Origin of the sequence: Rhizobium sp. BK313, from assembly GCF_014193655.1 — a bacterium.
Taxonomy (GTDB): Bacteria; Pseudomonadota; Alphaproteobacteria; order Rhizobiales; family Rhizobiaceae; genus Rhizobium.
Genome location: NZ_JACHZQ010000009.1, coordinates 215,837 through 238,651, shown reverse-complemented (window position 1 = coordinate 238,651; position 22,815 = coordinate 215,837). Strand labels below are relative to the sequence as shown.

General features: G+C 58.5%; 25 protein-coding genes. 4 read left to right on the top strand and 21 right to left on the bottom strand.

The features are described from left to right. Nucleotides 1-7 precede the first annotated feature (7 nt). The 14 genes from FHT86_RS33500 to oiaX all read right to left on the bottom strand — a co-directional run bounded on the left by FHT86_RS33500 (nt 8) and on the right by oiaX (nt 15,740). Nucleotides 8-895: a carbohydrate ABC transporter permease gene (locus FHT86_RS33500; protein ID WP_133711225.1), complete on the bottom strand. Its 888-nt coding sequence runs from the start codon at nt 893-895 to the stop codon at nt 8-10. Continuing rightward, on the bottom strand, nt 892-1,791 hold the full coding sequence (locus tag FHT86_RS33495) for a carbohydrate ABC transporter permease (protein WP_133711224.1): 900 nt from the start codon (nt 1,789-1,791) through the stop codon (nt 892-894). Before FHT86_RS33495 ends, FHT86_RS33500 begins: the two co-directional genes overlap by 4 nt. 102 nt (nt 1,792-1,893) lie before the next feature. After that, entirely contained in the window at nt 1,894-3,147 is a 1,254-nt protein-coding gene (locus FHT86_RS33490; protein WP_133711223.1) for an ABC transporter substrate-binding protein, read from the bottom strand. Between the two features lie 83 nt (nt 3,148-3,230). Then, nucleotides 3,231-3,875 (bottom strand): dihydroxyacetone kinase subunit DhaL, encoded by a 645-nt coding sequence (dhaL, locus tag FHT86_RS33485; RefSeq protein WP_133711222.1) that lies wholly within the window; start codon nt 3,873-3,875, stop codon nt 3,231-3,233. Further along, complete coding sequence (locus tag FHT86_RS33480; protein WP_133711221.1) at nt 3,872-4,891, bottom strand: dihydroxyacetone kinase subunit DhaK; 1,020 nt, start codon at nt 4,889-4,891, stop codon at nt 3,872-3,874. The genes dhaL and FHT86_RS33480 overlap by 4 nt, the downstream gene beginning before the upstream one ends. A 58-nt stretch (nt 4,892-4,949) precedes the next feature. Then, nucleotides 4,950-6,833 (bottom strand): hypothetical protein, encoded by a 1,884-nt coding sequence (locus tag FHT86_RS33475; RefSeq protein WP_133711220.1) that lies wholly within the window; start codon nt 6,831-6,833, stop codon nt 4,950-4,952. Further along, complete coding sequence (locus FHT86_RS33470; RefSeq protein ID WP_133711219.1) at nt 6,830-7,864, bottom strand: Gfo/Idh/MocA family protein; 1,035 nt, start codon at nt 7,862-7,864, stop codon at nt 6,830-6,832. The genes FHT86_RS33475 and FHT86_RS33470 overlap by 4 nt, the downstream gene beginning before the upstream one ends. A 2-nt stretch (nt 7,865-7,866) precedes the next feature. Further along, nucleotides 7,867-8,931: an ABC transporter permease gene (locus tag FHT86_RS33465; protein WP_133711218.1), complete on the bottom strand. Its 1,065-nt coding sequence runs from the start codon at nt 8,929-8,931 to the stop codon at nt 7,867-7,869. Continuing rightward, entirely contained in the window at nt 8,928-10,481 is a 1,554-nt protein-coding gene (locus tag FHT86_RS33460) for a sugar ABC transporter ATP-binding protein (RefSeq protein WP_133711217.1), read from the bottom strand. The genes FHT86_RS33465 and FHT86_RS33460 overlap by 4 nt, the downstream gene beginning before the upstream one ends. Continuing rightward, nucleotides 10,478-11,122: a DUF2291 family protein gene (locus tag FHT86_RS33455; RefSeq protein WP_133711216.1), complete on the bottom strand. Its 645-nt coding sequence runs from the start codon at nt 11,120-11,122 to the stop codon at nt 10,478-10,480. The genes FHT86_RS33460 and FHT86_RS33455 overlap by 4 nt, the downstream gene beginning before the upstream one ends. Nucleotides 11,123-11,197: 75 nt before the next feature. Beyond that, nucleotides 11,198-12,139 carry a D-ribose ABC transporter substrate-binding protein gene (locus tag FHT86_RS33450; protein WP_133711215.1) on the bottom strand — a complete coding sequence of 314 codons (942 nt, stop codon included), beginning with the start codon at nt 12,137-12,139 and terminating at the stop codon, nt 11,198-11,200. A 78-nt stretch (nt 12,140-12,217) separates the two neighbouring features. Beyond that, a complete protein-coding gene (locus FHT86_RS33445) occupies nt 12,218-13,045 on the bottom strand; it encodes a phosphogluconate dehydrogenase C-terminal domain-containing protein (protein ID WP_133711214.1) in 828 nt (275 codons plus the stop codon). Nucleotides 13,046-13,140: 95 nt separating this feature from the next. Continuing rightward, on the bottom strand, nt 13,141-14,475 hold the full coding sequence (locus tag FHT86_RS33440) for a four-carbon acid sugar kinase family protein (RefSeq protein WP_133711213.1): 1,335 nt from the start codon (nt 14,473-14,475) through the stop codon (nt 13,141-13,143). Nucleotides 14,476-14,480: 5 nt separating this feature from the next. Then, nucleotides 14,481-15,740, bottom strand: a complete 1,260-nt coding sequence (gene oiaX / locus FHT86_RS33435) for a 3-oxo-isoapionate-4-phosphate decarboxylase OiaX (RefSeq protein WP_133711212.1) — start codon at nt 15,738-15,740, stop codon at nt 14,481-14,483. 184 nt (nt 15,741-15,924) lie between these two features. Between oiaX and FHT86_RS33430 the strand changes: the two genes are divergently transcribed. Beyond that, on the top strand, nt 15,925-16,629 hold the full coding sequence (locus FHT86_RS33430; RefSeq protein ID WP_133711211.1) for a transcriptional regulator NanR: 705 nt from the start codon (nt 15,925-15,927) through the stop codon (nt 16,627-16,629). Between the two features lie 598 nt (nt 16,630-17,227). Continuing rightward, nucleotides 17,228-17,722, top strand: a complete 495-nt coding sequence (locus tag FHT86_RS33425) for a hypothetical protein (RefSeq protein WP_246779781.1) — start codon at nt 17,228-17,230, stop codon at nt 17,720-17,722. A 41-nt stretch (nt 17,723-17,763) separates the two neighbouring features. On the opposite strand, the gene FHT86_RS33420 is transcribed toward FHT86_RS33425, so the two are convergent. The 6 genes from FHT86_RS33420 to FHT86_RS33395 form a co-directional block, all read right to left on the bottom strand. Then, on the bottom strand, nt 17,764-17,997 hold the full coding sequence (locus FHT86_RS33420) for a hypothetical protein (protein ID WP_183869005.1): 234 nt from the start codon (nt 17,995-17,997) through the stop codon (nt 17,764-17,766). 63 nt (nt 17,998-18,060) lie between these two features. Then, nucleotides 18,061-18,252 (bottom strand): hypothetical protein, encoded by a 192-nt coding sequence (locus tag FHT86_RS33415; RefSeq protein WP_133711210.1) that lies wholly within the window; start codon nt 18,250-18,252, stop codon nt 18,061-18,063. A gap of 65 nt (nt 18,253-18,317) precedes the next feature. After that, nucleotides 18,318-18,554 carry a 30S ribosomal protein S21 gene (rpsU, locus tag FHT86_RS33410; RefSeq protein WP_133711209.1) on the bottom strand — a complete coding sequence of 79 codons (237 nt, stop codon included), beginning with the start codon at nt 18,552-18,554 and terminating at the stop codon, nt 18,318-18,320. A gap of 41 nt (nt 18,555-18,595) precedes the next feature. Then, the gene (locus FHT86_RS33405; RefSeq protein WP_166657006.1) at nt 18,596-18,748 is read right to left on the bottom strand and encodes a hypothetical protein; all 153 of its coding nucleotides are present in this window, start codon (nt 18,746-18,748) and stop codon (nt 18,596-18,598) included. A gap of 721 nt (nt 18,749-19,469) precedes the next feature. Next, entirely contained in the window at nt 19,470-19,655 is a 186-nt protein-coding gene (locus FHT86_RS33400) for a hypothetical protein (protein WP_133711208.1), read from the bottom strand. Nucleotides 19,656-19,856: 201 nt separating this feature from the next. After that, nucleotides 19,857-20,627 carry an SDR family oxidoreductase gene (locus FHT86_RS33395; protein WP_133711207.1) on the bottom strand — a complete coding sequence of 257 codons (771 nt, stop codon included), beginning with the start codon at nt 20,625-20,627 and terminating at the stop codon, nt 19,857-19,859. 277 nt (nt 20,628-20,904) lie between these two features. Between FHT86_RS33395 and nthA the strand changes: the two genes are divergently transcribed. Both nthA and nthB read left to right on the top strand, forming a co-directional pair. Continuing rightward, on the top strand, nt 20,905-21,537 hold the full coding sequence (gene nthA / locus FHT86_RS33390; protein WP_133711289.1) for a nitrile hydratase subunit alpha: 633 nt from the start codon (nt 20,905-20,907) through the stop codon (nt 21,535-21,537). Beyond that, a complete protein-coding gene (gene nthB, locus FHT86_RS33385; RefSeq protein ID WP_133711206.1) occupies nt 21,534-22,193 on the top strand; it encodes a nitrile hydratase subunit beta in 660 nt (219 codons plus the stop codon). The genes nthA and nthB overlap by 4 nt, the downstream gene beginning before the upstream one ends. 35 nt (nt 22,194-22,228) lie before the next feature. On the opposite strand, the gene FHT86_RS33380 is transcribed toward nthB, so the two are convergent. Beyond that, on the bottom strand, nt 22,229-22,795 hold the full coding sequence (locus FHT86_RS33380; protein ID WP_183869003.1) for a peroxiredoxin-like family protein: 567 nt from the start codon (nt 22,793-22,795) through the stop codon (nt 22,229-22,231). Between the last annotated feature and the right edge of the window lie 20 nt (nt 22,796-22,815).

The window sequence follows — 22,815 nt, the reverse complement described above, 5'->3', positions numbered from 1 at the left end:
TGGTGGATCAGCCTTTGACGGCGCCGGAGGTGAGGCCGGAGACGAAGTATCGCTGAAAGATGAGGTAGACGAGCGTTGCCGGCAGCACGGTCATGACGATCGCGGCATTGAGCTGCCCGTAGTCGCTGGAAAATTGCCCTTGGAAGGACATCAATCCAAGCGGTAGCGTCCACATGTGCTGGTCCTGAAGAAGTACGAGCGCCATCGCGAATTCATTCCAGGTCGATACGAAATCAAGGATCAGCAGGGCGGCAAGCACCGGCAGGCAAACCGGCAGGAATATCCGGCGAAAGATAGTGAAATGGCTCGCACCGTCGATCAGCGCAGCCTCCGACAACTCCTTCGGAATGCCTTTGAAGAAGCCGTGCAGGATGAAGACCTGATAGGGAACGCCGAAGGCGATATAGGGTAGGATGACGCCAGGATAGGTATCGATGAGGCCCAGCGAATTGACCAGCGTGAACAGCGGCGCCAGCATGACCTGGAACGGGATCATCGTGCCGAACACCACGAGAAGCAGTAATGCCTTGCCGCTCTTCAGCGGTATCTTGGCGATCGCGTAGGCCGCCATGGCCGACAGCGCCAGTCCCAGCGGAACCTTGATGACGGTGATGATCACGCTGTTGAAGAAGGCGCTGGCGAAATTTCCTCGGCTCCAGGCGTTGCCGTAATTCTCAAAGGCAAAATGAACCGGTGGCATGAAGGCGCCGGTGCTCGTCACCGCGGCTTTCGTCTTCAACGATGTAAAGACGATGAACACGAAGGGCGCGACCCAGATCAACGCGACAACGATCAGCGAGATCCACAAGGCAATCAGGATCGGATCTCGTTTGGGTTTTCCGGCGGCAGCCGTATCGAAGGTGACGGCAATGGATTCGGCTGGCGTGACGGTCATTGCTCGGCCTCCTCATGCTTCTGGGTCCATCGCAGGTAGGGAACGACGATGGCGATGGTGATCAGCAGCAGCACAACCGAGATTGCGGCGCCACGACCAAAATCGAAGATCTGCATCGCCTGCGTGAAGGCCCAGAGCGCAAGCATCTGCGTCGATTGAGCCGGCCCGCCGCCGGTCAAGCCGTAGACGATATCGAAGGCCTTGAGCGACGAGATGATGGATAGCACCAGCACGATCGTGATCGTCGTGCGCAGTGCAGGAAAAGTGACGTGCTTGAAGACGGCCCAGCGCCCGGCGCCATCGATGCGGGCGGCTTCGACCAGCGACTGCGAGACATTCTGCAGCCCAGCCAGGAAGAGAACCATGGAGAAGCCGACCGACTGCCAGAGATAGGCGACGAAGACCGAATAAAGCGCAATATTGCGGTCGCCCAGCCAGTCCTTGATCCAGCGCTGGAGGCCCATGGACGTCAGCATCTCGTTGAAGAGGCCGAAGAACGGGTCGTACATCCATTTCCACATCGTCGCGACGGCGATGGGCGCGATGATGACTGGCAGATAGAAAATGGCGCGGAACGTATTGCGACCGAAGATCTTCTGATTGAGGCTCAACGCCAGGAGAAGTCCCACCATCGGCGGGAACACCAGGCACATGATGGTCCAGATGACCGTGTTCCTGAAGGCGACCCAGAAGACGGGATCGTGCGTGAAGATATATTGATAATTCGCAAGACCGACGAAGGGACGCTGAGGATCGAGCCCGTTCCACTTCTGAAAGCTCAGTATTGCGACATTCAGCATCGGATAGAGCGCAAAGATCGCGTAAATTGCCATAGCCGGGGCGAGCAGCAGGAATGCCTGCACGCGAGGATCATGTGTTCGGTTTCGCAATGACATTCTCATCTGCTCCGGGCGGCCGGCGGCAAGCGCGTGGGCATTTGGGTCGAGCAACAGCCAGCCCCGATTTGCAACCGGGACCGGCCGGCGTCCAGGGAGGACTTAGGTACGACCTGCGATGAAGGCCTGCAGCTGCTTGGCGGCATCCGCCGGCTCGATATTTCCGGCCGCAACGTCATTGATGACGCGGAAATATTCGGTCGTCACATCAAGCGGAAACGCCTGGTCGCCGTTCATGTAGACCTTGCTGTAGGTCTTGAAGATATCCAGCCACTCCGCCTCAAGCGGTTTCTGATTGGTATACTGGACATTCTTGTTGACCGAAATCGAACTGATCTGGCCAACGAGGTCCTGCTGAACCTTGGTCGACAGGAAATAGTCCAGAAATTTCGCAGCCAGATCGGGATCTTTGCTCTTCGTGCTCACGTAGTTGTATTCAGCGAACCCGTAGAGGCGGTTGGTATTCGTCGGAAACGGGAAAATTCCGTAGTCGTCGAGGTTGGCGCCGCTGCCATCCAACTGGCTGACAAGCCAATCTCCCTCCAGCATCATCGCGGCGCGACCGGCTGTGAACAGGCTGTAGGACTGCTTGTTATCGATCCCCATGAACGGCTGCAGCGTGTAGTCCTTCGTCCACTTGGCGAACTCGGTGAAGGCATCCGTCGCACAGGGCTCCTTCGTCCAGTCGGACTTCATCGCCATCAGCGCATCGTGCTTGTCCGCACCGCACTTGGTCTCAAGGATCACGTCCATCAGGCGCATGACGTGCCAGTTGACGGAGCCACCGAAGGTGAAGGCCGGAATTCCTGCGGTTTTCAGCTTTTCGGCATCCGCCAGGAGATCCTCATAGGTTTTCGGCTCTTCGGTGATGCCTGCCTGCTGGAACAGCTTCTTGTTGTAGTAGACCGCCTCGCCCTTGAAGGTGAAGGGAACGCCATGTTTGCCGCCCGGATAGAGGTCTGCGAATGCGGCGGCCGAGGGGAGCAGTTCGTCGTTCCACTTATACTGCGTATAGTATTTATCCAGCGGCAGCGACAGACCGGCCTTGACATATTCGCCGCCAAGGCCAAGCCCGGCCCAGCTAAAATAGATATCGGGTCCCTTGCTGGAGCCGGCCGCCACGCGAAGAGCGGTCTTGTGCTCATCGACCGCGCGCTGCACGATTTCGATGTGGGTGCCGGGATTAGCAGCTTCGAAATCCGTCGCCACTTTCTTGAGCGCGGTGTTTGCGGCGTCGTTGTCGAAATTGAGCGTCCACAGTGTCAGGTCTTGCGCCTGGACACCCGTCGCCGCAAACGCCGCTGCGGCAATCGCAATCGCGCCAAACCGGCTCGCATATTTGGAGTTGATACGCATTTCCCGTCCTCCTCTGAACAATACTGAGGCGGTTTTGGCAAATCAACGGACACATGTCAACTGGTATGATGAGGTCATCATCATTAAGACAAGAAGAGCGCTTTGAAGCACGAGACGACGACGGTTGCCGAGGCCGCTCCCGGATCGATGTGCCCTATTGCGCGTTCGCCAAGTCTGGAAGAACGCCCCTTTGTGGCCACCATATCCTTTGTTGCTTCCGTCCCGGCTTCCGCAGCCGCCAGAGCTTCCGAAAGACAAGCCTCGAGCGACATTCCTTTTTCCCGCGCAGCCCGGCAGGCAGCGGCAGCGGGCGCCCAGGCATCGACCATCGTCTTTTCCCCGATCTCGGCCTTGCCACGGTCCTGAAACCCTCTGGCAAGCGCAACGAACACGTCGACCATATCATCTTCAGTTAGAAATGACTTACCTTTTGCCGCGGCGCCTGCGCGCATCAAGGCTGTTGCGTAGAGCGGACCGGAGGAGGCACCGACGGCGTTTAGAAAAGCCTTTGCGGCCGTATTGAAGATCAGTGTTGGGTCTGATGTCGCCGAATCCAGTGCAGCAACCGCCTTGGCAGCCGCCGAAAAACCAAGCTCCATGGCGATGCCATGATCGGCATCGCCAATCACGCCGTCGAGCTCACACAATCGGTCCCTTTCGCGCGTCATCGCCTCCGCGATGACGTTTAGAAGGGATTTCAGATCGTCGACGGTTATTGTCTTTGTCATCGGAGCACTTCACCCGAACGGAACATTGCGCAATCGCAGGGATGGTCGATCAATCGCTGCAATTCGTCGTCCAAATGCATCAGCGTGATCGAGGCGCCGGCCATTTCCAGCGACGTGCAGTAATTTCCAACCAGCGACAAATGGATTTCTATGCCCGAGGCATCGAGCGTCATCTTGACCTTCCGCATCATGATGTAGAGTTCCATCAGAGGTGTCGAGCCGAGCGAGTTGACAAGCACGGCCACATGGTCACCCCGCTTTGGCTTCATCTCGCCAAGTATCCGGTCGAGAAGTTCGGCAGTGACCTCATCGGCTGATCTCAATGGACCGCGAGCAATGCCCGGCTCGCCGTGAATACCCATGCCGATTTCCATTTCGTCGTCGCCAAGTTGAAAATTCGGCCTGAGCGTCTGGGGCAGGGAGCAGGGCGATAGCGCAACGCCCATCGTGTAGGTCCGGTCATTCGCCCATCGCGCGACCCGTTCCACCTCATCCAGACTGTACATTAGATCGCAGGCCGCACCTGCCGCCTTGAAGATGAAAACATTGCCGGCAACACCGCGCCGGCGTTCCCGTTGATCGATGGGTGCGGAGGCGACATCGTCCGTCGTCAGCACGGTGCGGGCTTCGATGTCGTCCATGGCAAGCATCTCGGCTGCCATGTCGAAATTCATGACATCGCCCGCATAATTGCCATACATGAACAGGACGCCGGCGCCGCCGTCGACCGCCTTGGCGCATTCTATGATCGGGTCCGGTGGCGGAGAGGCAAAGACATTTCCGATTGCCGCCGCATCGGCAAGCCCCTTGCCGACAAAGCCGAGGAATGTCGGCTCATGCCCTGAGCCGCCGCCGATAATTAGGCCGACCTTGCCGGGCCTCGGTCCCTCATTTGCAATGATCGATCGCGGCGATCCCTCCACGGCACGAAGGTGGCGGGGATGGGCGGCAAGAATGCCCGCCAGCATTTCGTCCACCGCCGCCGCGCCGTCATTGATAAGCTTCTTTGTCTTCACGCCAATCCTCCCGGTCGTCTCGATTCGGAAGACTAAGTTGCGCTTCTCGGATGTTAGGTCAATCCATCAGCGCGATCGAGCGGGCCATGTAGGGCTCGAGAGTGAGGACCCCGCCCTTGAGTTTTTCGGCGGGATGGAAGGATCCAAGTTCGACCTGTTGTGCTGTGTGCGTCACGTTTGCCAGCAGCAACTGCGGTGCTCCCTTAGCCGGCACAGTAACGAAAGAAAGGACTGCGGTCGGATCGGATGATGCGCATTCCTGCCATTGGCTGCCGGCGAGGCGGGCTAGCGTAGCGACCGTGTTGAAGATCGGGCGTCTGCCGCCGGTTGGGGACGGTTCATTCTTGCCGGCGATCACGCCGAACGGCCCCGTCAGCGCTGAAAGCGTCAGGCATTCCAATCCGGCGTCGATTACGTTGGCCGCGTAGCCAAGCGCGAAAGCCTCCGCGAAACGGCCATTGTGCCGCGGATCGACGTTTGCCATCGGAATGCGGAGACCTGCGGGATTGTCCATCGTCCGGCTGCCATAGGGGTTCTGGCGCATCGGAATAGTGGAGGGGCCGATGCGATAGGGCTTGTCGCCGTAGATGGCGCGCACCGAGCGCGTGATAAACGGCAGTGCTTCCAGCGTCTGCATAACGCTGAGATCGTCGGCCGCATGCACGATCGGGTTGGTGCAATGGGTGATAAAATCGAGCGGCCCGGAAGGAACGCGCTTGCGATTGAGTTCGGTGAAATAGCTCAGCATGCCGCCACCGAGCCGGATGCCTGGAAAAGCGGAACGGGCCGCCGCATAGACCTCTTCAAGCGGCGGGCATGCTGGCCATTGACTGCCCGGAGGGGTCGATTGTCTGTCGACGGAAGGGGATATGATGATCGCGTCCGGTTTGAAACCCGCCGCATGCATCCAAGCTGCGATCTCCTGTGCTTCGGCCAGCGGCGACTGCCGGCACGGCAATGCGATTTCGAGAGTCGACGTGCCAGCATGAAGCCGGGTGATAGCGCTAAACGCCTCGAAGGCGGCCGCGTCATGACCGGCATTCGGATCGAAATGAAAGAGCAACTCCTGCGGCCCGATCTCCGCTAGAACGGCACGGGCTTCAAACGTCGTCTTCGCCTCTTCCGGTGTGATAATCAGCCCGATCGACGGCATCGTACCGCGCTTGGTCCCCTTCGTGATCGTGACTACCCGGCCGTCGGGCGAGACAGATGCGGGGGTGGTCAACGTCTCCCGCTTGTCGGCGATGCTGAGAACGATGCGCTGTCTGACAGATTGGCCGGCTGCTATCCGATAGGGCCAGGGCAGGGCAAGAGGGCGAACATAGGTCTTATAGGAGGCATCCGACCAGTTTCGCTGGTCTTCCATCTCGAAGGTATCGCCTTCCATGCGGCATTCCGCCGTGACATGCGGCATGACGGTATGCGTGATAGCACGCATATCCTTGAAGGGCTGCCAGGGCTCGATGAGATCGGGAAAGCGCGTGTCCTCGCTACGACCGTCAACATGTTCCACCGAGACCGGTGTACCGGCAACGCCGACGATCGGATGGAGGATGCAGAAGCCGCAACGGTTCGTCTCGAAGCCGGTTTTGGACATCGCTTCCGCTTCGAAGATCACGGCGCCTCCGGCCTTGGCGGAGATATGCACACGGATTTCAAGGTCCGTATCGTCGGGGCCGGTGCAATGCGCAAGGTAACCCACGGAAAATGCATCGTCACCCTGATCGATCTTAAGGTCCGATATCCGTGGGGCATATGTGCCCCAATCGCGGTCGCGGACCAGATAGGAGACGGCGCGGAGCACCTCGGTTCCATCGTAGGTGATCGTGCGGAGATTGCCGTCCTTGAAGTCGACAGCAAGCCTGCCGGCGGTGAGCCGCTTGGGCCGTACTTCGGTCTCACGCGTCCCATAGAGTTGAAATGGGTCGATTTCAGCGGTCATCGCAGCATTGCCTCAATATCGACTGTCCTCCCATGAGCGGCGCTGTCATAGGCTGCTTCGACAAGCGCGAAGGTCTTCAGATTGTCCGCGCCTGACGTGGACGTTTCGCCGCCTGCTGTAAGGCGGTCTGCCCAGTGCTGCTGGATGGCGAGGACGCTTTCCTGGATATTGTGCCATGGACGCGAAGCCCAGGAGAGAAGTTTGGGCGAGGCGTTCGAAACCGTCGTGCCCTCTGCGCTGTTGACCTCGAGACGATAGCCCTGCGAGAGCCGGATCGTTCCCAGCGTTCCATCGATCTCGATCAGCGTTTCGGGAAAGGGCTCTGTTCCAAGCTTGGTCGCGTAGCTGACATCAACGATCGATGTCGCACCATTTTGATGGTCGAGCATGATCGTTGCGACGTCCTCGCCCTTGATCTTCGGATTGACCCGTTTGGTGCGTGCCGTGAGCGTCTTGACGTCGCCGAGAATGAAGCGTGCGATATCGAGCGTATGGATACCGAGATCTTCGATGATGAAGCGCTCGCCTTCGGCAAGGTAGGGTTGGCCCGAAAAAACGTCGTAGCCGGAACGGAAAGAAAAGCGGCCCCAGAATGGTTCGCCGATCGCCCCCGATTGCAGGACGGTCTTCACCGCCTGTATCGGCGTCTGCCAACGGAAATTCTCGTGAACCATCAGAGGGATTCCGGCGTCGGCACAGGCTCTCACCATCGCCTTGGCGTCGCTCAATGTCTTTGCAAAAGGCTTTTGGCAGATGGCCGGGATTTTGTGAGCCGCTGCCATTTCCACCAGCGCACGGTGGCTTTGAACGGTTGTCGCGATATCGACGAAATCGAACCCGCCATCGGCAAAAAGTGCCGCCGCGTCGCTGTAACGCCGCTCGATGCCGAACTGATCGCCGACAATCTTCAACCGCTCGGGATCGCGATCGCAGATCGCGATAATCTGCGCGCCATCGACGTCCTTCCACGCATGCATCTGATTGACCGCGAAGAAACCGCAGCCGATGAGCGCACCCTTGAGTTCCGTCATTCTCAACCTGCCTTTGCCATTTGCATGAGTGTAACGCGCTGCTGGAGACGGCGCTGCGCCTGATCGACAACAACAGCGATGATGATGACCAATCCTTTGATGACCATCTGCCAGAAGGAGGAAACCCCCATCATCACCAGTCCGTCGGACAGGATGCCGATGACGAAAGCGCCGATGATCGTGCCCCCGATCGTACCGCGTCCACCGGACATCGAAGTACCGCCGAGGACGGCTGCGGCGATGGCGTTGAGCTCGAAGCTTTCACCAGTCGCCGGATGCGAGGCCATCAACTCCGACGAAATGACGATGCCGACGATGGCTGCGCACAGCCCGGAGAACATGTAGACGAAGATCTTCACGAGATCGACACGAATGCCCGACATGCGCGCCGCGCGCTCATTGCCGCCGACGGCGAAGATATGGCGGCCGATCGGCGTTGAGCGGGCGACATAAGCGGCGATCAGCGCAAGAACGATGAGAATCCAGATGGAAACGGGGAGTCCGAGCAGCCTTCCGGCGCCGAAGACATCGAAACCGGTCGTGTCGAACTCCGGCCTGCCGACCAGGTTCGGAAAGGTCTGGCCGTCGGAAGACAGCAATGCCATGCCGCGCGCAATGTAAAGCGTTCCAAGCGTCGCAATGAAGGGCGCGACGTTGAGTTTGGTGATAAGCAATCCGTTGATCAGACCGATCCCGATACCGACGGCAAGGGTGATGACGACGATCTCATAGAGGTTGAAGTATACCGTATATCCGATCGGCAATTCGACGCCGTTGAGGATAAGCGCGCCGGTGACCATTCCGCAGAGGCCAACGATCGAGCCGACCGAAAGGTCGATGCCGCCGGTGATGATGACGAAGGTCATGCCCATCGCCAGGAAGGCGTTGAGCGCAACGTGTTTCGACATCAGGATCATGTTTGCGGTCGATGTGAAGTTCGGTGCGAAGATGGCGAAGAAGATGATCACGGCAAAGAGCGCAATGAAGGTCCTGAGTTTCATCAACGTCAGGAGTACAGAGCCGTTCGATCGCTTGGCGGCAAAAGAAGAAGATGTGTCCGCGGTCATGACGCGAGTTTCCTTGTATGTCCGTGTCCCTTGGCCGATGCTGCGACGATGGCCTCTTCCGTCGCCTCATTTCTGTCGAAGACGGCGACCAACTGGCCGTTGCTCAAGACGGCGATGCGGTCGGAAAGCGCCATGACCTCTTCGAGGTCCGAGGTAGAAAACAGGATTGCGAGGCCCTTGCCGGCAAGCTTGCGCATGGTGCGGAAGACGTCGGCCTTGGCTCCGACGTCGATGCCCCGGCTCGGCTCGTCCATCAGAAGAACTTTGGGATCTGTCATCAGCGCTTTGCCGATAACGACCTTCTGCTGATTGCCGCCTGACATCGATGTCACCTCGAAATCGGGGTTGGGCGCCTTGATCGAAAGATCGTGGATCATGTCGCGAGTGGCCTTCTTTTCGGCACCGGCATCGATATGAAAAAAGAAGCGTGCAAAACGTCCGAGGCTTGCAAGCGTTAGGTTGCTGGCGATCGAGAGCACCTGCACTAGTCCCTCGCGCTGCCGATCCTCCGGGATTAGGGCCAGGCCGCGCCGAATCCGCCGGGTGGTGTCGCGTTCGCGAACCTCGACGCCGTCGATGAAGATCTTACCGGTCGAATGCATGTGCCTGCCCATCACGCATTCGAAGAACTCGCTGCGGCCCGCGCCCATCAACCCATAGATACCGAGAATCTCGCCGGCGCGAACGGAGAGCGAGACGTGATCGACGGCCAGGCCTCCGGTTGGCCTCGGCAGGCTGATGTCCTCGGCGCGGAAGGCTTCCTTGCCGATCGTATGGCCGCCGTCCTTGGCGAAATCCTTGGCATCCGATCCGATCATCGATCGGACGATCCATTTCGTATCGATGTCGCGAACCATCGCCTGACCGGTGATCTGCCCGTCGCGCAGCACGGTGATGTAATCGCCGATCCGCATCAGCTCCTCCAGCCGGTGCGAAATATAGACAATCGCCACACCTTGCGCCTTCAACTCGGCGATCACCTTGAAAAGGATGTCGACCTCCGCTGGCGAAAGCGCCGATGTCGGCTCGTCCATGATCAGGATGCGGGCATTCAGCGAAATTGCCTTGGCGATTTCGACAAGCTGTTGCTGCCCGATCGGCAGATCTTCGACCATGGTCTCGGCATTGATGGCCGCATCCAGCTTCTTCAGAAATCCGTTGGCCCGAGCTATCTGCCCCCTGTGATCGATGCCGAAAACGCCGCGCGTGATTTCGCGCGTCGCAAAAATGTTTTCGGCGACCGTCATGTTGGCGAAGAGATTAAGCTCCTGGAAGATCATGCCGATGCCGCGTGCCTGCGCGTCGGCGGGACTGTCGAAATGAACGGGTTCACCCTCCAGGAGGATACGGCCGGCTGTCGGACGTTCGACCCCGGCGATGATCTTCATCAGCGTCGATTTGCCGGCTCCATTTTCCCCAACCAGCACGTTGACTGCACCGCGCCGCAGTTCGAGATTGGCGCGTTTGACAGCGACGATGCCCGAATACACTTTGGACACGTCCTCGAGACGAAGGATGATGTCTTCCTGGGTCGTATCGTTCATGGTCATTGTCCCAACGTCAGGGCCGAAGGGGTGATCAGCGGCAATTGGCCGGATGTGGGCAGCGGAAACGCGCCGGTTACATCGACCGTCTTCCCGGTCAGGCCATCCCTTGGCAAAGCGGCGAGAAAGGACGTGTTCGCCTTCTCATTGAAAGCCTTGCCGAATTGCGCCCATTCGATCTGGTTCTTGAATTCGTTGAAGTCCACGAAATCCAACGCGTCGCGTAGCGCCGTGCCGCGGATCGCAGGACCGATCTGAACCTTCGCATCGGCCTTGCCGTCGCCATCTACATCGACGTCGAGCGTTGCGGCGCGGGTTGCCGTGTCGGCGGCGACGACCTTGCCGGTAAGCTTTACGGCATAGGTCCAGGGCGACGTGCTCTGCTTACGCGGATTGCCGAATTTTGCGCCCGCCTCGTCGGGGTTCGATGCCACAGCCCGCATCACCGTTTTGAGATCGCCAGCGCGCTTTTCAAGGTCGGGTACCGCCTGCGACTGCCAGATCGCATCGACCTTGGCAGCAGGATCGAAGGCGCTTTTTGCCGCCTGCGCGGCCTTTTCCTCGGCCGTCGGCGTCTTGATGATCTTGCAGCCGGGCAGTGCTGCGGCCAGTATGACGGCCACAACAGCGCCTCTGATCCTCAACATGCAATGCACCTCATCCTATAGAAAAAGTCTGGAGAGCGCGGTTTCGCCACGCCCTCCGCGGTGCTCAGTTCGCCGTCAATTCTTTAGCGCGAAGGTCTCAAGCTTGTCGGCATTGTCCGCCGTGATGAGAACGCAATCCATGAGCTGCTTCTCTTCCTTCGGGGCCGTCTTATTCTTGATGTACGCATCGGCTTGCTGAACCGCCATCTGGGCTTGCGCGTAAGCAGGCTGCAGCACGGTCGCCTTGATGCCGCTGGCTTTGATCGAGTCCCGCACATCGTTGGAGCCATCGAAGCCGACGACGATCACATCCTTGCGGCCGGCGGCCTGAAGAGCGGCAATCGCGCCCATCGCCATAGTGTCGTTACCCGAAATCACGCCCTTGATGTCCGGGTTCGCCTGCAAGATGGTTTCCATCTTCGCATAGGCTTCCGTCTGGCTCCAGTTCGCCGATTGCTTGGCAACCAGTTTCAGATCCGGGTAGTCATCGATGACGTCGTGATAGCCCTGCGAGCGGATGCCGGCATTGGTGTCGGACTCCTTGCCTACGAGCTCGACATAATTGCCCTTTTCGCCCATCTGCTTGACGAATTCCTGCGCGCCGAGCTGCGCGCCCTGATAGTTGTTGGAAACGATCTGGGCGACGGCGACGCCGGTGGCGTTGATTTCGCGGTCGATGAGGAAGGAGGGGATGCCGGCATCCTTGGCCTTCTTGACCGCGGCGACCGTCGCGTCGGCGCCGGCATTGTCGAGGATGATGGCCTTGGCGCCGCGGCCGATCGCCGTGTCGATCACTTCCGACTGCTTGTTGGCGTCATCGTCATGCGTCATGACGAGCGCTTCGTAGCCCAATTCCTTCGCCTTGGCTTCGGCGCCGACGGCTTCGGCCTTGAAGAACGGATTGTCATGCGCGGGCGTGATGATGGCGATCAGATCTGCTGAGAAAGCAGGCATTGCGGTGCCCAATCCAAGAGCGCCGGCAAAGGCGACAAGCGTCAGTCTGCGTGTCAGTTTCATGGTTTCCTCCCGATTATGAAACAGGCCCTATTCCCGGTAGGGCGAAGAAGGGAGGGGCCGGCCCTCCCGGGATTTCGCTCAGGTGATGCGACGGATGCTGTCTGCGATCTCCTGGGGCTCGAAGACATTCTTCCAATCGTCGCGCATCAGCGCGGGGATGCCGAATTCGATCGCCTTGTTGCAGGCATCTGAAAACACACCCTCGACCTCGTTGAAGATCACAGCGCCGAGGACGTTCATGTGGCCGAGCAGGAAATCGCGAGCGGCCTGTTCCGGTACGCCGCGCGCTACACACTCGTCCATGGCTTGCCGCATCACGACAAGCAGCGATGCGCAGACAGTTTCTGACAGCCCCGGTTCGAGCATCGCCATCTGCTCGACGGTGACCCGGTGCGAGCGCATGACCGGCGCCCAGATGACCTTGGCGATCTCCTCCCCGAGCGCATAGGCACCTTCCGGCCCCTGCATCAGCGCGGACACGATGTGCTGCTTGGCGAACAGACCGCCGAAGTGGTCGTTCTTCGCCTGCATATCGGTTTCGTCGTTGAAGATCGGCGGATGGCAGGGATGGGTGACGAAATAGGTCAGGTCGTCACGCTTCGGCAGATGGCCCGCAAAGGGGGCCGCGGCGTCAAGGGCGATTACCATTGTCCCCGGCTTCAGCTTGTCGACGATCGCGGCGGCAACCTTGCCGATAGCCGTGTCCGGAACGGCGAGAATGACCACCTCGGCACCGTTAAGGGCGTCGTCCACAGGCACGCATGACACACCGAGATCGTTCTTCAGGCGGGCCTTGCCGGCATCGCTCACTTCGACATGACGGACATCGAAGCGCGAACCCTTCAGATTTTTGGAAAGCCGGTACCCCATTTTTCCGCCGGCACCGAAAAGAGCAATTGCAGTCATGTTTTCTACCTCGTCGATTTTCAAATTGTGGTATCGCAAGTGGTATGATGAGTCAATGAGCACGCCATCATCTTGAGTGGCATCACGCTCATTTTCTAAGCGCTTCTTCCATCCCGGATCTGCGAGAAATACTCGTCGGTCCCGACCTGTCCGCCCTTCAGCGCGATCTGCAGTCCATTGGTCGGTGCGTAGCTGCCATGGGCCACGCAGAGCGGCGAGCCGGGCGTCTGAGGAAGGGGAAGCAATGTGGTCAGTGCTTCCACCCGCAGTTCCTTCAGTGCGTGGCTCGACGTATCGCCACCGGCAATGACCGCACGGCTGAGCTTTTCACTTTCGACGATGCGACGCAGAATGATGCCAAGGGCTTGTCCGAGCCGATGCCGGGCGCCGGGAACACGGTCGATAGCGCCGCCGCGATCGGCCGAAGGACCAAGCGCCGTGTGCAGGATGACGCTGCGGCCCGCCTTCAGGCTGGCAATGCCGGCATTGATCGCATCTTCGATCGCCTGGTCAGCGCTTTCGCCAATGATCGCCAGAGGATCGACATCGACACCGTCGAAACCGTCGGTCATGGCCTTGCGTATTTGCCGTTCGGTTGTCGGTGAAACGCTACCGGAAACCACCGCGAGGCGTTCGACCTTTCCCGGCAAGGCAAAATCGGGGCGTTCCCCGATTAGACCTTCGTTGCGCCAGGTATTGAGAAGCGCGTATTCGACGCCGGAAGAGCCGGCAACGAATGGACCGTCTTTCATTGCGCGCCGCCAAAGCTGTTTTCCGGCAGCGGCCTGCGTTTCGGCGCTGTCGACGTCGATCAGCATGATGCCGGCGTCGTCGGCCGCGCGTTCGTCGACCCGCTGGTCCGCATCCGTAGCTGTCAAGCTCACCAGATCAACGAGGCTGACGGGAAGGGAAGTCTGCCTCCCGAGATGCAGTGCCAGATCGGCTTCGTCCATCGGCGTGACCGGATGGCGGCTCATCACCGGATGCCGATCAATGCGATAGACCTTGCCCTGATAGGCGGCAAAGAGGTGGCCGAAGGCGGTGTAGCGTTTGAGCTGCGGCGCGCCGACGACGACCGGCACGGAGGACTGGGCAAAAAGCTCCCTGCCGATTTCGATCGCCTTGCCGATATTGCCGATCCGAGGGCTGGAATCGAAGGTAGAGCAGACCTTATAGTGGCATATCTTCGCTCCAAGCCCCTTAAGCCATTGCAATGCCGGAGTCAGATGCTGCTGCATCCATTCCGGGGTCTCGCTACGGCTTGTTCCGGCAATGCCGATGGCTCGACATTGGCTAAAACGCCCCAACAGCGCGGCATCGGGGATACCGAGAAAAAGAACCGTCGGAACACCGTTCGATGCCAAGGCCTCCATCACATCGGTAGAACCGGTGAAGTCGTCGCCGTAATAGCTGATGAGAAGATCGTTCATCGCCGTTACGCGCCCTTGCCATCGCTGAATTTCGCGATCGAAGCGGCGAGCTCCGGATGGTCCTTGGCATAGTCTTCGAGCGGGATGTCCGCGACCGCCGCCTGCCACGCCTGCTGAACCGCGCGAACGCCGGCGGCCGGTCCGAAGGGATGGCTGACGATGCCGCCACCGCAGAGGTAGAGCAAATCGGTGGTCCGGCCAGTCCGCTGATAGGTTTCCGGGGCCTGGCCACCCCATTGACCCGAGCCTGCAACAGGAAGCGGGCAATCGGACGGATCGAACAGCGGCGTGCTGATCGCCTTGAAGGACTCGACGAAGCTTTCGTCCGGTTCCCAATATTTGACCCGGATGCCGTTGATCTGGAACTGGTCGACGCCGAGCAGCCGCCAGAATTGCTGATAGACCTTGAAATCCATGCCGGCGCCGGGATGGCGCGTAAGCACATCCCAGCCGTTGCGATGGGCGTGCAGCACCAGTCCCGAGCGCTTGCGAAGGAAGCTCATGCCACCAAAACCGATGGAATTGATGTTGACGACGGCGCAATTGCCGCCGGCCTTCAAGACCAGGTCGTGGTTGCGCATCATCTCGTCGGGATCGGCGTGGGAAATGCCGAAGGCATACATTACCTTTTTCCCGGTCTTCTGTTCGTGATCGAGGATCAGCGGCATGATCGCCTCGACACGCTCCTTAAGAGGCGAGTAGGAAGGGCTCATCAGCTTTTCGTCGTCCTTGATGAAATCGACGCCGGAGGTGACGAGCTCGCCGACCAGTTCGGCCGTCTCGGCAGGGCGAAGACCGAGCGCCGGCTTGACGATCGTGCCGATGATGGGACGTCCATCGACGCCCGTCAGGCGCTTGCTGCCGGCAACACCGAATTGCGGACCTGGATGAGCGCCGCGAAAGGCCTCCGGCAGCTTCATGTCGACGATACGGATGCCCGTCATGCCTTTGATCGAGTAGACGCCGCCGATCGCAATCGTCATCAGGGCTGAAAGATCGGTGCCGATGGCATCGAGCGGAAAGGCGATATCGACGTGGGCGCGACGAAGGGGACCATGGTCCGCGGCAACTTCCGGCCATGTCGGCCGTTCCGCATCCTCGAGCCGGCGAATGTCCAGGACCCGCGCAGCCACCCGCGATTTCAGCTCTTCCGTCTCGCCTGGAACCGGCACAAACGTGCCCGTCGACTGATCGCTGGCGATCTTGTCAGCCATCGCCTCGATCTGGCCGGGCGTTTCGATTCGGTAGGTGATGGTAATGTTCATAAGCAGCAGGTTGCTCCTCTCGCCGGCGATTTTGTCGTGGCGTCAACTCGTGATCTGGTATAATGAGTATTCCAACTTGTGCAACGATTTTTTTGTTCAGGAGGCCCTCAGTCGTTCTGAACGGGCTTTCTCAGCGCTATTCGAAATTGCATAAGGGAGAAAAGCTTTGAGCCAGCGAGATGTCATGAGCCAGCCAATCGAACAGATTGTACGTCGGAAGCTCTCTGACGAAGTATTCGACCGGTTAGAGCGGTTGATCACGTCGGGAGAACTCAAGCCAGGCGACGAGATGCCGTCAGAGCGTGTTCTCATGGAGCGCTTCGGTGTAGGGCGCCCGGCGATACGCGAAGCGATGCAATCCCTCGCCAGCATGGGATTGGTCAGCATCTCGCATGGTGAGCGCGCAAAGGTCCTTCAACTGACTGCGAAATCGATTTTCCGGCAGGTTGATTTGACCGCGAAGATCATGCTGTCCCAGTCTTCAGACTCTCTCGAACATCTGAAGAGCGCGCGCATATTCTTCGAGCGCGGTATGGCTCGAGAGGCTGCACCGCGTGCAACCCAGAAAGATATTGCTGATCTCAGAGATATTATCGAGCGTCAGCGCAAATCTCTGGGGCATGCCGAAGACTTCATTTCGGCTGATATGCAGTTTCATACGCGGATCGCTCAGATTTCCGGAAATCCGATCTTCGTTGCCGTCAGCGAGGCAATGCTGGCGTGGCTAAAGACCTACCATACGGAGATGCTCATCTGGACGGGCAAGGAAAAGTTCACGCTTGTCGAACATGAAGAAATATTGGAGCGGCTGTCCGTCCACGATGCCGACGGCGCGGAAGCAGCGGTGCTGAAGCACCTGGAGAGGTCGAGAGCCCTTTACAGCAAATAGAGAGCGATCGGGTTTCCGCCCAGATTTGTCACTTCGGAAGCAGAATCCTGACTTGTCGAACGTGTTCCTGCGCAGGATTAGCTAGCGATGCCTACCTCGGCGATGGCCCGGAGGGCAGGAGATAGGGACCGCTCAACCGTGATGCCTCGCCAAGAGGAGCCAAGTGCGGCAAATGTGCATCGCAGCAAAAAACTTGAGTCGATGGGGTTTACAAGCCATTCCTTGAATGGGACGGTTATACCTGTGAGTTGCTTGATGCGCGCAGAAATTTGTCTCGCGCGGCGGCGGTGCAAAATGCCAAAAAGGCAGGCTGCGCATCCCTGATGGGCGCTTATCAACCAAATCAATCCGAAGCCGAAATGCGATTTTCGCATTGTGTTCGGCTGTCGATGCAGCGCTCTCACGTGTCGCTGACTAAGCACAATTGGGTTTCGTGATGATATTCGTTCTAGCGCGCACTTTTCTTTGTGTTCTTATATGCACGGCATCGCTTTTCCAGACGGCTGGTGCGAGCGATCTCGTGATCTGGTCACCGGCAAAGGTAGCTCCGCGGACCTACCAGACAACAATCGGCTTTCGACTGCCTATGGCCTGGGAAATGAGCGCTGGCGCCGATATCGGTCTTGGAAGCGCGACCGGAGGAAAGATCCTAACCGGTTCCGAACTCGCCACGCTATGGGGAAAAGCGGTCGACGATCATAGCAATTTTGCGAGCGAATCGCGGCGAGAGGTCGCGGTGCGGCTGGACACGCTGAAGGGCAGCGGAACTTTATATCTTGGCCGCTCGCGAAACTGGATCCTTTCGGAAAATCTCGACATGCAGACGTTGCGTTCGCTGAACGTGAGCTATGTGACGACGCAGGCCGCGCCGGCTTCCGTCACCGCTTCGCAGGCGGTGACGATGATTTTTCCTTGGACGGGAACATCGATCTCGGCGAGCGGCGCGGTGACGGACCTCAATGGCGCCTTTTCCAGCACGTTAGCGTTCAAGCAGCCGATCGCGCCCAATCTCAATCTTACCGCTTCGCTCAGCGATCCCCTGACGTTGATCCCGGCGGGCGATGTACGAGTGGATTATCGCATCAAATGGTAGCTGCAGTTCACGAGGCGGATGCGCTGCGATCAGGTTGACCGTCAACCATGGCGGTCCTTTTCGTCCAGATCGATTTGGCCTTTCTCAGTGAGGATTTCCAAGGCGGCATCGTGTTGCGCCTGGTTCATGTCCTGCACTGTTACCAGCGTTCCACCACGCACGAGCGCCTCGGCATAGGCGGTGCGCTGCTGCTCATTGAAGAAAATTCCTGTCAGCGCGTCGAGGAAGCCAAGATGATCGATCGGCGGAATGTCAGGCCGGTTGCCCGGCGTCATGGTGACGAGATCCTTGGATATGCCGGCGTCCGCTGCGACTGCCGCATTCCCGGGTCCGACGCCCTAGTGGACGCTCGGAAGCTTCGCGACCGCGGCAAAATCCTCGGCCGTCAATTCGCTGATCGCGATCAATACCTCTTCACGGGAGAAGCCGGAGCCGATCGTTCGTTCAATCAAGTCTTGCAAGTCAGGCTCAATGACATCACGGCAATCCTCAAGCCGTTCTTCGGAAACCGTCACGCTATACAAACTCATCCATCATTCAACCCTTCCTTCAACCGTGGGCCGCCACATTGAAGGGCGGCACCGGCGGTGTTTCTTTATCGTGCCGATGATCTTCGTTTAGAAGTGGCAATAAGGCCCTCTCGCTGCATCTTCTTCCGAGCAGCCTTGCGATGTCTGCTGATTGCCTGTGCTTTTTCCCGGATGCGGCGTTCTGAGGGCTTCTCGTAAGCTCGTCGCGCCTTCAACTCTCGGAACAGCCCTTCGCGCTGCATCTTTTTTTTCAGCGCCCTGATTGCCTGCTCGACATTATTGTCTCTAACCAGAACTTGCATTCTGTTCTCCTTGTTGTTGCTATTGCTAAAGTGGTTGCCGATCAGCCGAGCTGCTCGGCGATCAATTCCTGCAGTTCTCGGCGTGTGAGAAGGCAGGGATACGGTTTCCAGTTTTTGTCTGGCCGGTTTACGGCCTCATCGCGCTCGCGCGGCTTCACCGCCGCGGGCGCGGCAGCGATGTTTGGTTTGCTCAATAGAAATCCTTCGCCGACCGTTTGGTCAGCGTAAACGATAAGAAATGGCGGGAATGCCCATCATGCAAATAAGCTGCGGGCACAATGGCTGCAGACTGACGCTCTTGCCGTCGTTCCAGCGAAGCGTCGGCTTCGATGCGATACAAATTCGCCGGTCTCGCAGCCTTCACGGCATTAAATGGGTAGCAGGCCAGGTCTTTGCAAGGTGGAGACGAAGCCCTATCCCGCCTCGGTCTCCGTCTGTTCATAGCGCTCCGTCACCCGATCATGCCTCCTCATCCACTCCAACTCCTTTTGGAGACGGTTCCGTTCGGCAACATGCATCAGTTGCAATTCCTCAAAGGTCGATAGGAGCCCACGGGCTTGCGAGGTGTCCTGTTGGCCACGCGTAAGTACGAAAATGATTTGCTTTTGCCGCGTAATATGTCTGCGGCCTTGGGCCACATGCTGCTTCGCTAGTTTCAGATATTGCTCTACGAGTTGCTTATCCATGCATGATTGTACACCTCGGCGGATGCTAGTGCATCCGGTTCGTCAATTCGCCTTCCGCTGAGGGAGGAAGTGCGAACGAAGCGTGACGAGCAGGTGAGGATTGGACGCTGGACTACGCAGTGTTTTGAGGCCGCGATTATGTCTCAAGCGCAAAGCCGGACACGGGCGAAACGCCAAGGTCGATCTTTGAACCGTGATCACGTTCGGCCATCGATAGCTCGGGAAAATACTACCGCCAACGAGGTTGTTTCGGCGGTGCGTTAGCATGTAGCTCGTGAAGCGGAGCGTGCCGACCTAAAAGCTTGACCAGCTTCTTGGCTTCGGCGGCGTCAACACCGTGTTTTTTGCAATGCTGTTCCACGTCCAGCTCGCGCGGGCCTGGCTGTTTGACCTGTCGGTTTTGCAAATTCTTCATTGGACATTCCTCCTGATAAAGAAACGCTGCCGGGATGCTCATTGTTCATAAGGCACTTCTAAATAAACATACCTCACCATATCATCATGGTCTACACGAGTGATCTCGTGCTGCAGGGCAGAGTTGAACTGCCCTGCCGCGGCGTTCCGCGGCAGGGCGATCCTCCGACTGGTGCATCATGCGCCTTCGAAAGATTTCCCATCAGACGGTCTTGATCTCCCCTCCGTCCATCCGCAGGATGGTGCCCGTCAACCAACGTGCTTTTGGCGAAACGACGAAGGCCAGAAGCTCCGCAATTTCCTCAGCTTCGCCAAATCGGGCAATCCCGGCCTGCTCCAGGAATTTAGCTTTGGCCGCATCTACCGAGATACCATTGGCCGCCGCCGCTTTCTCGATCAGTCCCTGGCGCCGAATGGTCATGACCGGACCGGGGGAAACGCTGTTTACCTGAACGCCATCCTTGAGGCCTCGTTCGGAAAAAGCTTTTGCAAGGGCTTCGATCGCCGCATTAATGGTGCCGATCGCAGCGGTCGCTGCATTCGGCTGTTCGGCACCCGTGCCGGACGTGAAGACGACGGCCCCTTTTGACGCCTTCAGTGCGTCCCATGCCCGAAGGGTCAGGCGCCTTGCGCCATGGAATTTGAGCTCGAGTGCCGTATTCCATTGTTGATCGGACAATTGGAAGAGATCAATGCCGGGTACCGCGCCGGCGATGTTTAGCAGAGCATCGATCTGTCCGAACGTCTTCAGCGTCTCGTTGACCGCGGTATCGGCGGCTGCCGCTTCTGCGAGATCCAATTCAAGTGGTAAGGCTTCTGCGCCAGCAGCACGAATCTCTTCGGCGACCCTCTTCAGGTTTTCGCCACCACGCGCGGCGATAACAACAGCCGAGAAGTCCTGTGCGAGCCTGATTGCCGTCGCCTCGCCGATGCCCGAGCTTGCCCCTGTTACGATTGCGACTGAGTTTGTCATCCCGAACGTCCCTATACGATTTGGCATTTGAGTTCCGCGTGAGATCGTTCCGACATCTGGCCGCTGGCCTTAGAGCAACGGGATCGCACGAGCGGCTAGTCTCAAAGATTGGTTGCAGACATCTTCGCGCCTTCAACGCTGGTATGGCGAGATCGCAGCTGGATCGATATGAATCTCGTCAACAAACGTCTCCGCATAGGAGACTTGCGGGCGCCGGCAACCAGCAGCACAATCCTCGTTCGCAGAATATTCAGACAGCGGAGAGGATTTGGACGCGATGGATCACGACCACGACGATCACCTCCATCACGAACATGACAGCCACTATTCGGACATGCAGGCGAGGGTGCGCGCCCTCGAGACTCTCCTCACCCGCAAAGGTCTGATTGACCCAGCTGCCGTCGACAGGATCATTGATACCTACGAGACAAAAGTCGGTCCAAGGAACGGAGCTGCTGTCGTCGCCCGGGCGTGGATAGATCCGACGTATGCCGAATGGCTCGCGCGAGACGCAACGCATGCAATCGTAAGCCTGGGGTTTGGCGAGCGACACGGTACGCGCATGCGCGCCATTTTCAACACGCCGGAGGTTCACAATCTGGTGGTCTGCACGCTGTGCTCCTGTTACCCCTGGGCGGTGCTCGGGCTCCCGCCTGTCTGGTATAAATCGCCGGCCTATCGGTCCCGGGCGGTGATCGATCCGAGATCGGTCCTTGCTGAATTCGGCGTCGACCTCCCCGCCGAAAAGAAGATACGGGTATGGGATTCAACCGCAGAACTGCGGTATCTGGTCATACCGGAGCGGCCGGCTGGAACTGAAGGTTTATCCGAGGAGGCGCTCGCTGCTCTTGTCAGCCGCGATGCAATGATTGGAACCGCAATCGTGCGTCTGCCGGAGCAGATTCGATGAACGGTCCACACGATCTCGGGGGTCTGATGGGTTTTGGTCCTATCAAGCCTGAACCGGACGAGCCTGTCTTCCACGCCGAGTGGGAGAAGCGGGCCTTGGGTGTGTCGCTATGTGCGGCCTGTCTCGGCGCCTGGACGCTGGATGAAAATCGGCACGCCTACGAACTCATACCGCCACCGGATTATCTAAGCGCGAGCTACTACGAGATCTGGATCCGAGGTCTTGATTTCTTGCTGGCGCGCGAAGGTTTTGCGACCGAGGCGGAACTTTTCCATGGAGCGTTGGAACACGGCGGCAGGAGGCCGATCGGAGACATCCTGCGGCCTTCATCGGTTGACGACATGCTATTCGCAGGGCCGAGCGAGCTACCGGTGTCGTCTCCCGCCGTCTATCAGGTTGGCGATAAGGTTCGAACACGAAACATCAATCCGCTCGGGCATACCAGGCTCCCACGGTATGCGCGCGCGAAGCGTGGGGTAGTTCAGGCCATTCAAGGGGCTTATGCGTTCCCGGATGACAACGCCCATGGTCGCGGCGCCAACCCGCAATGGGTCTACACAGTGGTATTCTCCGGACAGGAACTTTGGGGCGACGACGCAGATCCGTCGTTGTCCGTATCGATCGACGCGTGGGAGAGCTACCTTGAACCGGTCTAAGAAAGCCGCATTCTCCTCAGCGTCCGGGCCTATGGTTAGGGCATCAACTCGTAAGCGGCCTCTAACGCTGAGACAATCTGCTTAGGGCTCGGGCACTTTCTGATATCAGCCTCGATGAATGATGCAGTTATCGTTTTTGTCGGGCTGATTACGAAGGTCGCCGCTATCGGAAACTCGCCGGCATTGTTCCTGTCCGAGGACGTTAAATCTGCGGCTGGCGTTCCCACCCTGCGTCGAAAATCATCCTGGGCGCTGTAAAGCAAGCCGAAATTGCGCGCGACTTCATTGCCGGCATCGCTGAGCAAGTCGAACGTCAGTCCGTGGTGCTCCATGACCTTGATATTCCGATCCGGCAATTGCTGCGAAACTGCCACGATCTGACCGCCCGCGAGGGTGATCTCCGGCAACGCCTCTTGGTATGCGGCAAGCTGAAGATGACTATACGGGCTGCTGAAAGTGCCGCGATGGAACATCAGAACGACCGCTCCGCCTTTCAAACGGTCGTAAAGCGAGACGTTTGCGCCGAAAACATCCGGTAATGTAAAATCGGGTGCGATGGAGCCCTGGCCTAAAATATCGCTATTCTGGATCAGCGTCCGCAACCATTCTCCGTTTGCGTCCA

Bases quoted from the DNA above. Each gene is read 5' to 3' on its own strand.
- FHT86_RS33500 (WP_133711225.1), bottom strand. From the start codon at position 895: ATGACCGTCACGCCAGCCGAATCCATTGCCGTCACCTTCGATACGGCT.
- FHT86_RS33495 (WP_133711224.1), bottom strand. From the start codon at position 1,791: ATGTCATTGCGAAACCGAACACATGATCCTCGCGTGCAGGCATTCCTG.
- FHT86_RS33490 (WP_133711223.1), bottom strand. From the start codon at position 3,147: ATGCGTATCAACTCCAAATATGCGAGCCGGTTTGGCGCGATTGCGATT.
- dhaL (WP_133711222.1), bottom strand. From the start codon at position 3,875: ATGACAAAGACAATAACCGTCGACGATCTGAAATCCCTTCTAAACGTC.
- FHT86_RS33475 (WP_133711220.1), bottom strand. From the start codon at position 6,833: ATGACCGCTGAAATCGACCCATTTCAACTCTATGGGACGCGTGAGACC.
- FHT86_RS33470 (WP_133711219.1), bottom strand. From the start codon at position 7,864: ATGACGGAACTCAAGGGTGCGCTCATCGGCTGCGGTTTCTTCGCGGTC.
- FHT86_RS33465 (WP_133711218.1), bottom strand. From the start codon at position 8,931: ATGACCGCGGACACATCTTCTTCTTTTGCCGCCAAGCGATCGAACGGC.
- FHT86_RS33460 (WP_133711217.1), bottom strand. From the start codon at position 10,481: ATGACCATGAACGATACGACCCAGGAAGACATCATCCTTCGTCTCGAG.
- FHT86_RS33455 (WP_133711216.1), bottom strand. From the start codon at position 11,122: ATGTTGAGGATCAGAGGCGCTGTTGTGGCCGTCATACTGGCCGCAGCA.
- FHT86_RS33450 (WP_133711215.1), bottom strand. From the start codon at position 12,139: ATGAAACTGACACGCAGACTGACGCTTGTCGCCTTTGCCGGCGCTCTT.
- FHT86_RS33445 (WP_133711214.1), bottom strand. From the start codon at position 13,045: ATGACTGCAATTGCTCTTTTCGGTGCCGGCGGAAAAATGGGGTACCGG.
- FHT86_RS33440 (WP_133711213.1), bottom strand. From the start codon at position 14,475: ATGAACGATCTTCTCATCAGCTATTACGGCGACGACTTCACCGGTTCT.
- oiaX (WP_133711212.1), bottom strand. From the start codon at position 15,740: ATGAACATTACCATCACCTACCGAATCGAAACGCCCGGCCAGATCGAG.
- FHT86_RS33430 (WP_133711211.1), top strand. From the start codon at position 15,925: ATGAGCCAGCCAATCGAACAGATTGTACGTCGGAAGCTCTCTGACGAA.
- FHT86_RS33425 (WP_246779781.1), top strand. From the start codon at position 17,228: ATGAGCGCTGGCGCCGATATCGGTCTTGGAAGCGCGACCGGAGGAAAG.
- FHT86_RS33420 (WP_183869005.1), bottom strand. From the start codon at position 17,997: ATGACGCCGGGCAACCGGCCTGACATTCCGCCGATCGATCATCTTGGC.
- FHT86_RS33415 (WP_133711210.1), bottom strand. From the start codon at position 18,252: ATGAGTTTGTATAGCGTGACGGTTTCCGAAGAACGGCTTGAGGATTGC.
- rpsU (WP_133711209.1), bottom strand. From the start codon at position 18,554: ATGCAAGTTCTGGTTAGAGACAATAATGTCGAGCAGGCAATCAGGGCG.
- FHT86_RS33400 (WP_133711208.1), bottom strand. From the start codon at position 19,655: ATGAAGAATTTGCAAAACCGACAGGTCAAACAGCCAGGCCCGCGCGAG.
- FHT86_RS33395 (WP_133711207.1), bottom strand. From the start codon at position 20,627: ATGACAAACTCAGTCGCAATCGTAACAGGGGCAAGCTCGGGCATCGGC.
- nthA (WP_133711289.1), top strand. From the start codon at position 20,905: ATGGATCACGACCACGACGATCACCTCCATCACGAACATGACAGCCAC.
- nthB (WP_133711206.1), top strand. From the start codon at position 21,534: ATGAACGGTCCACACGATCTCGGGGGTCTGATGGGTTTTGGTCCTATC.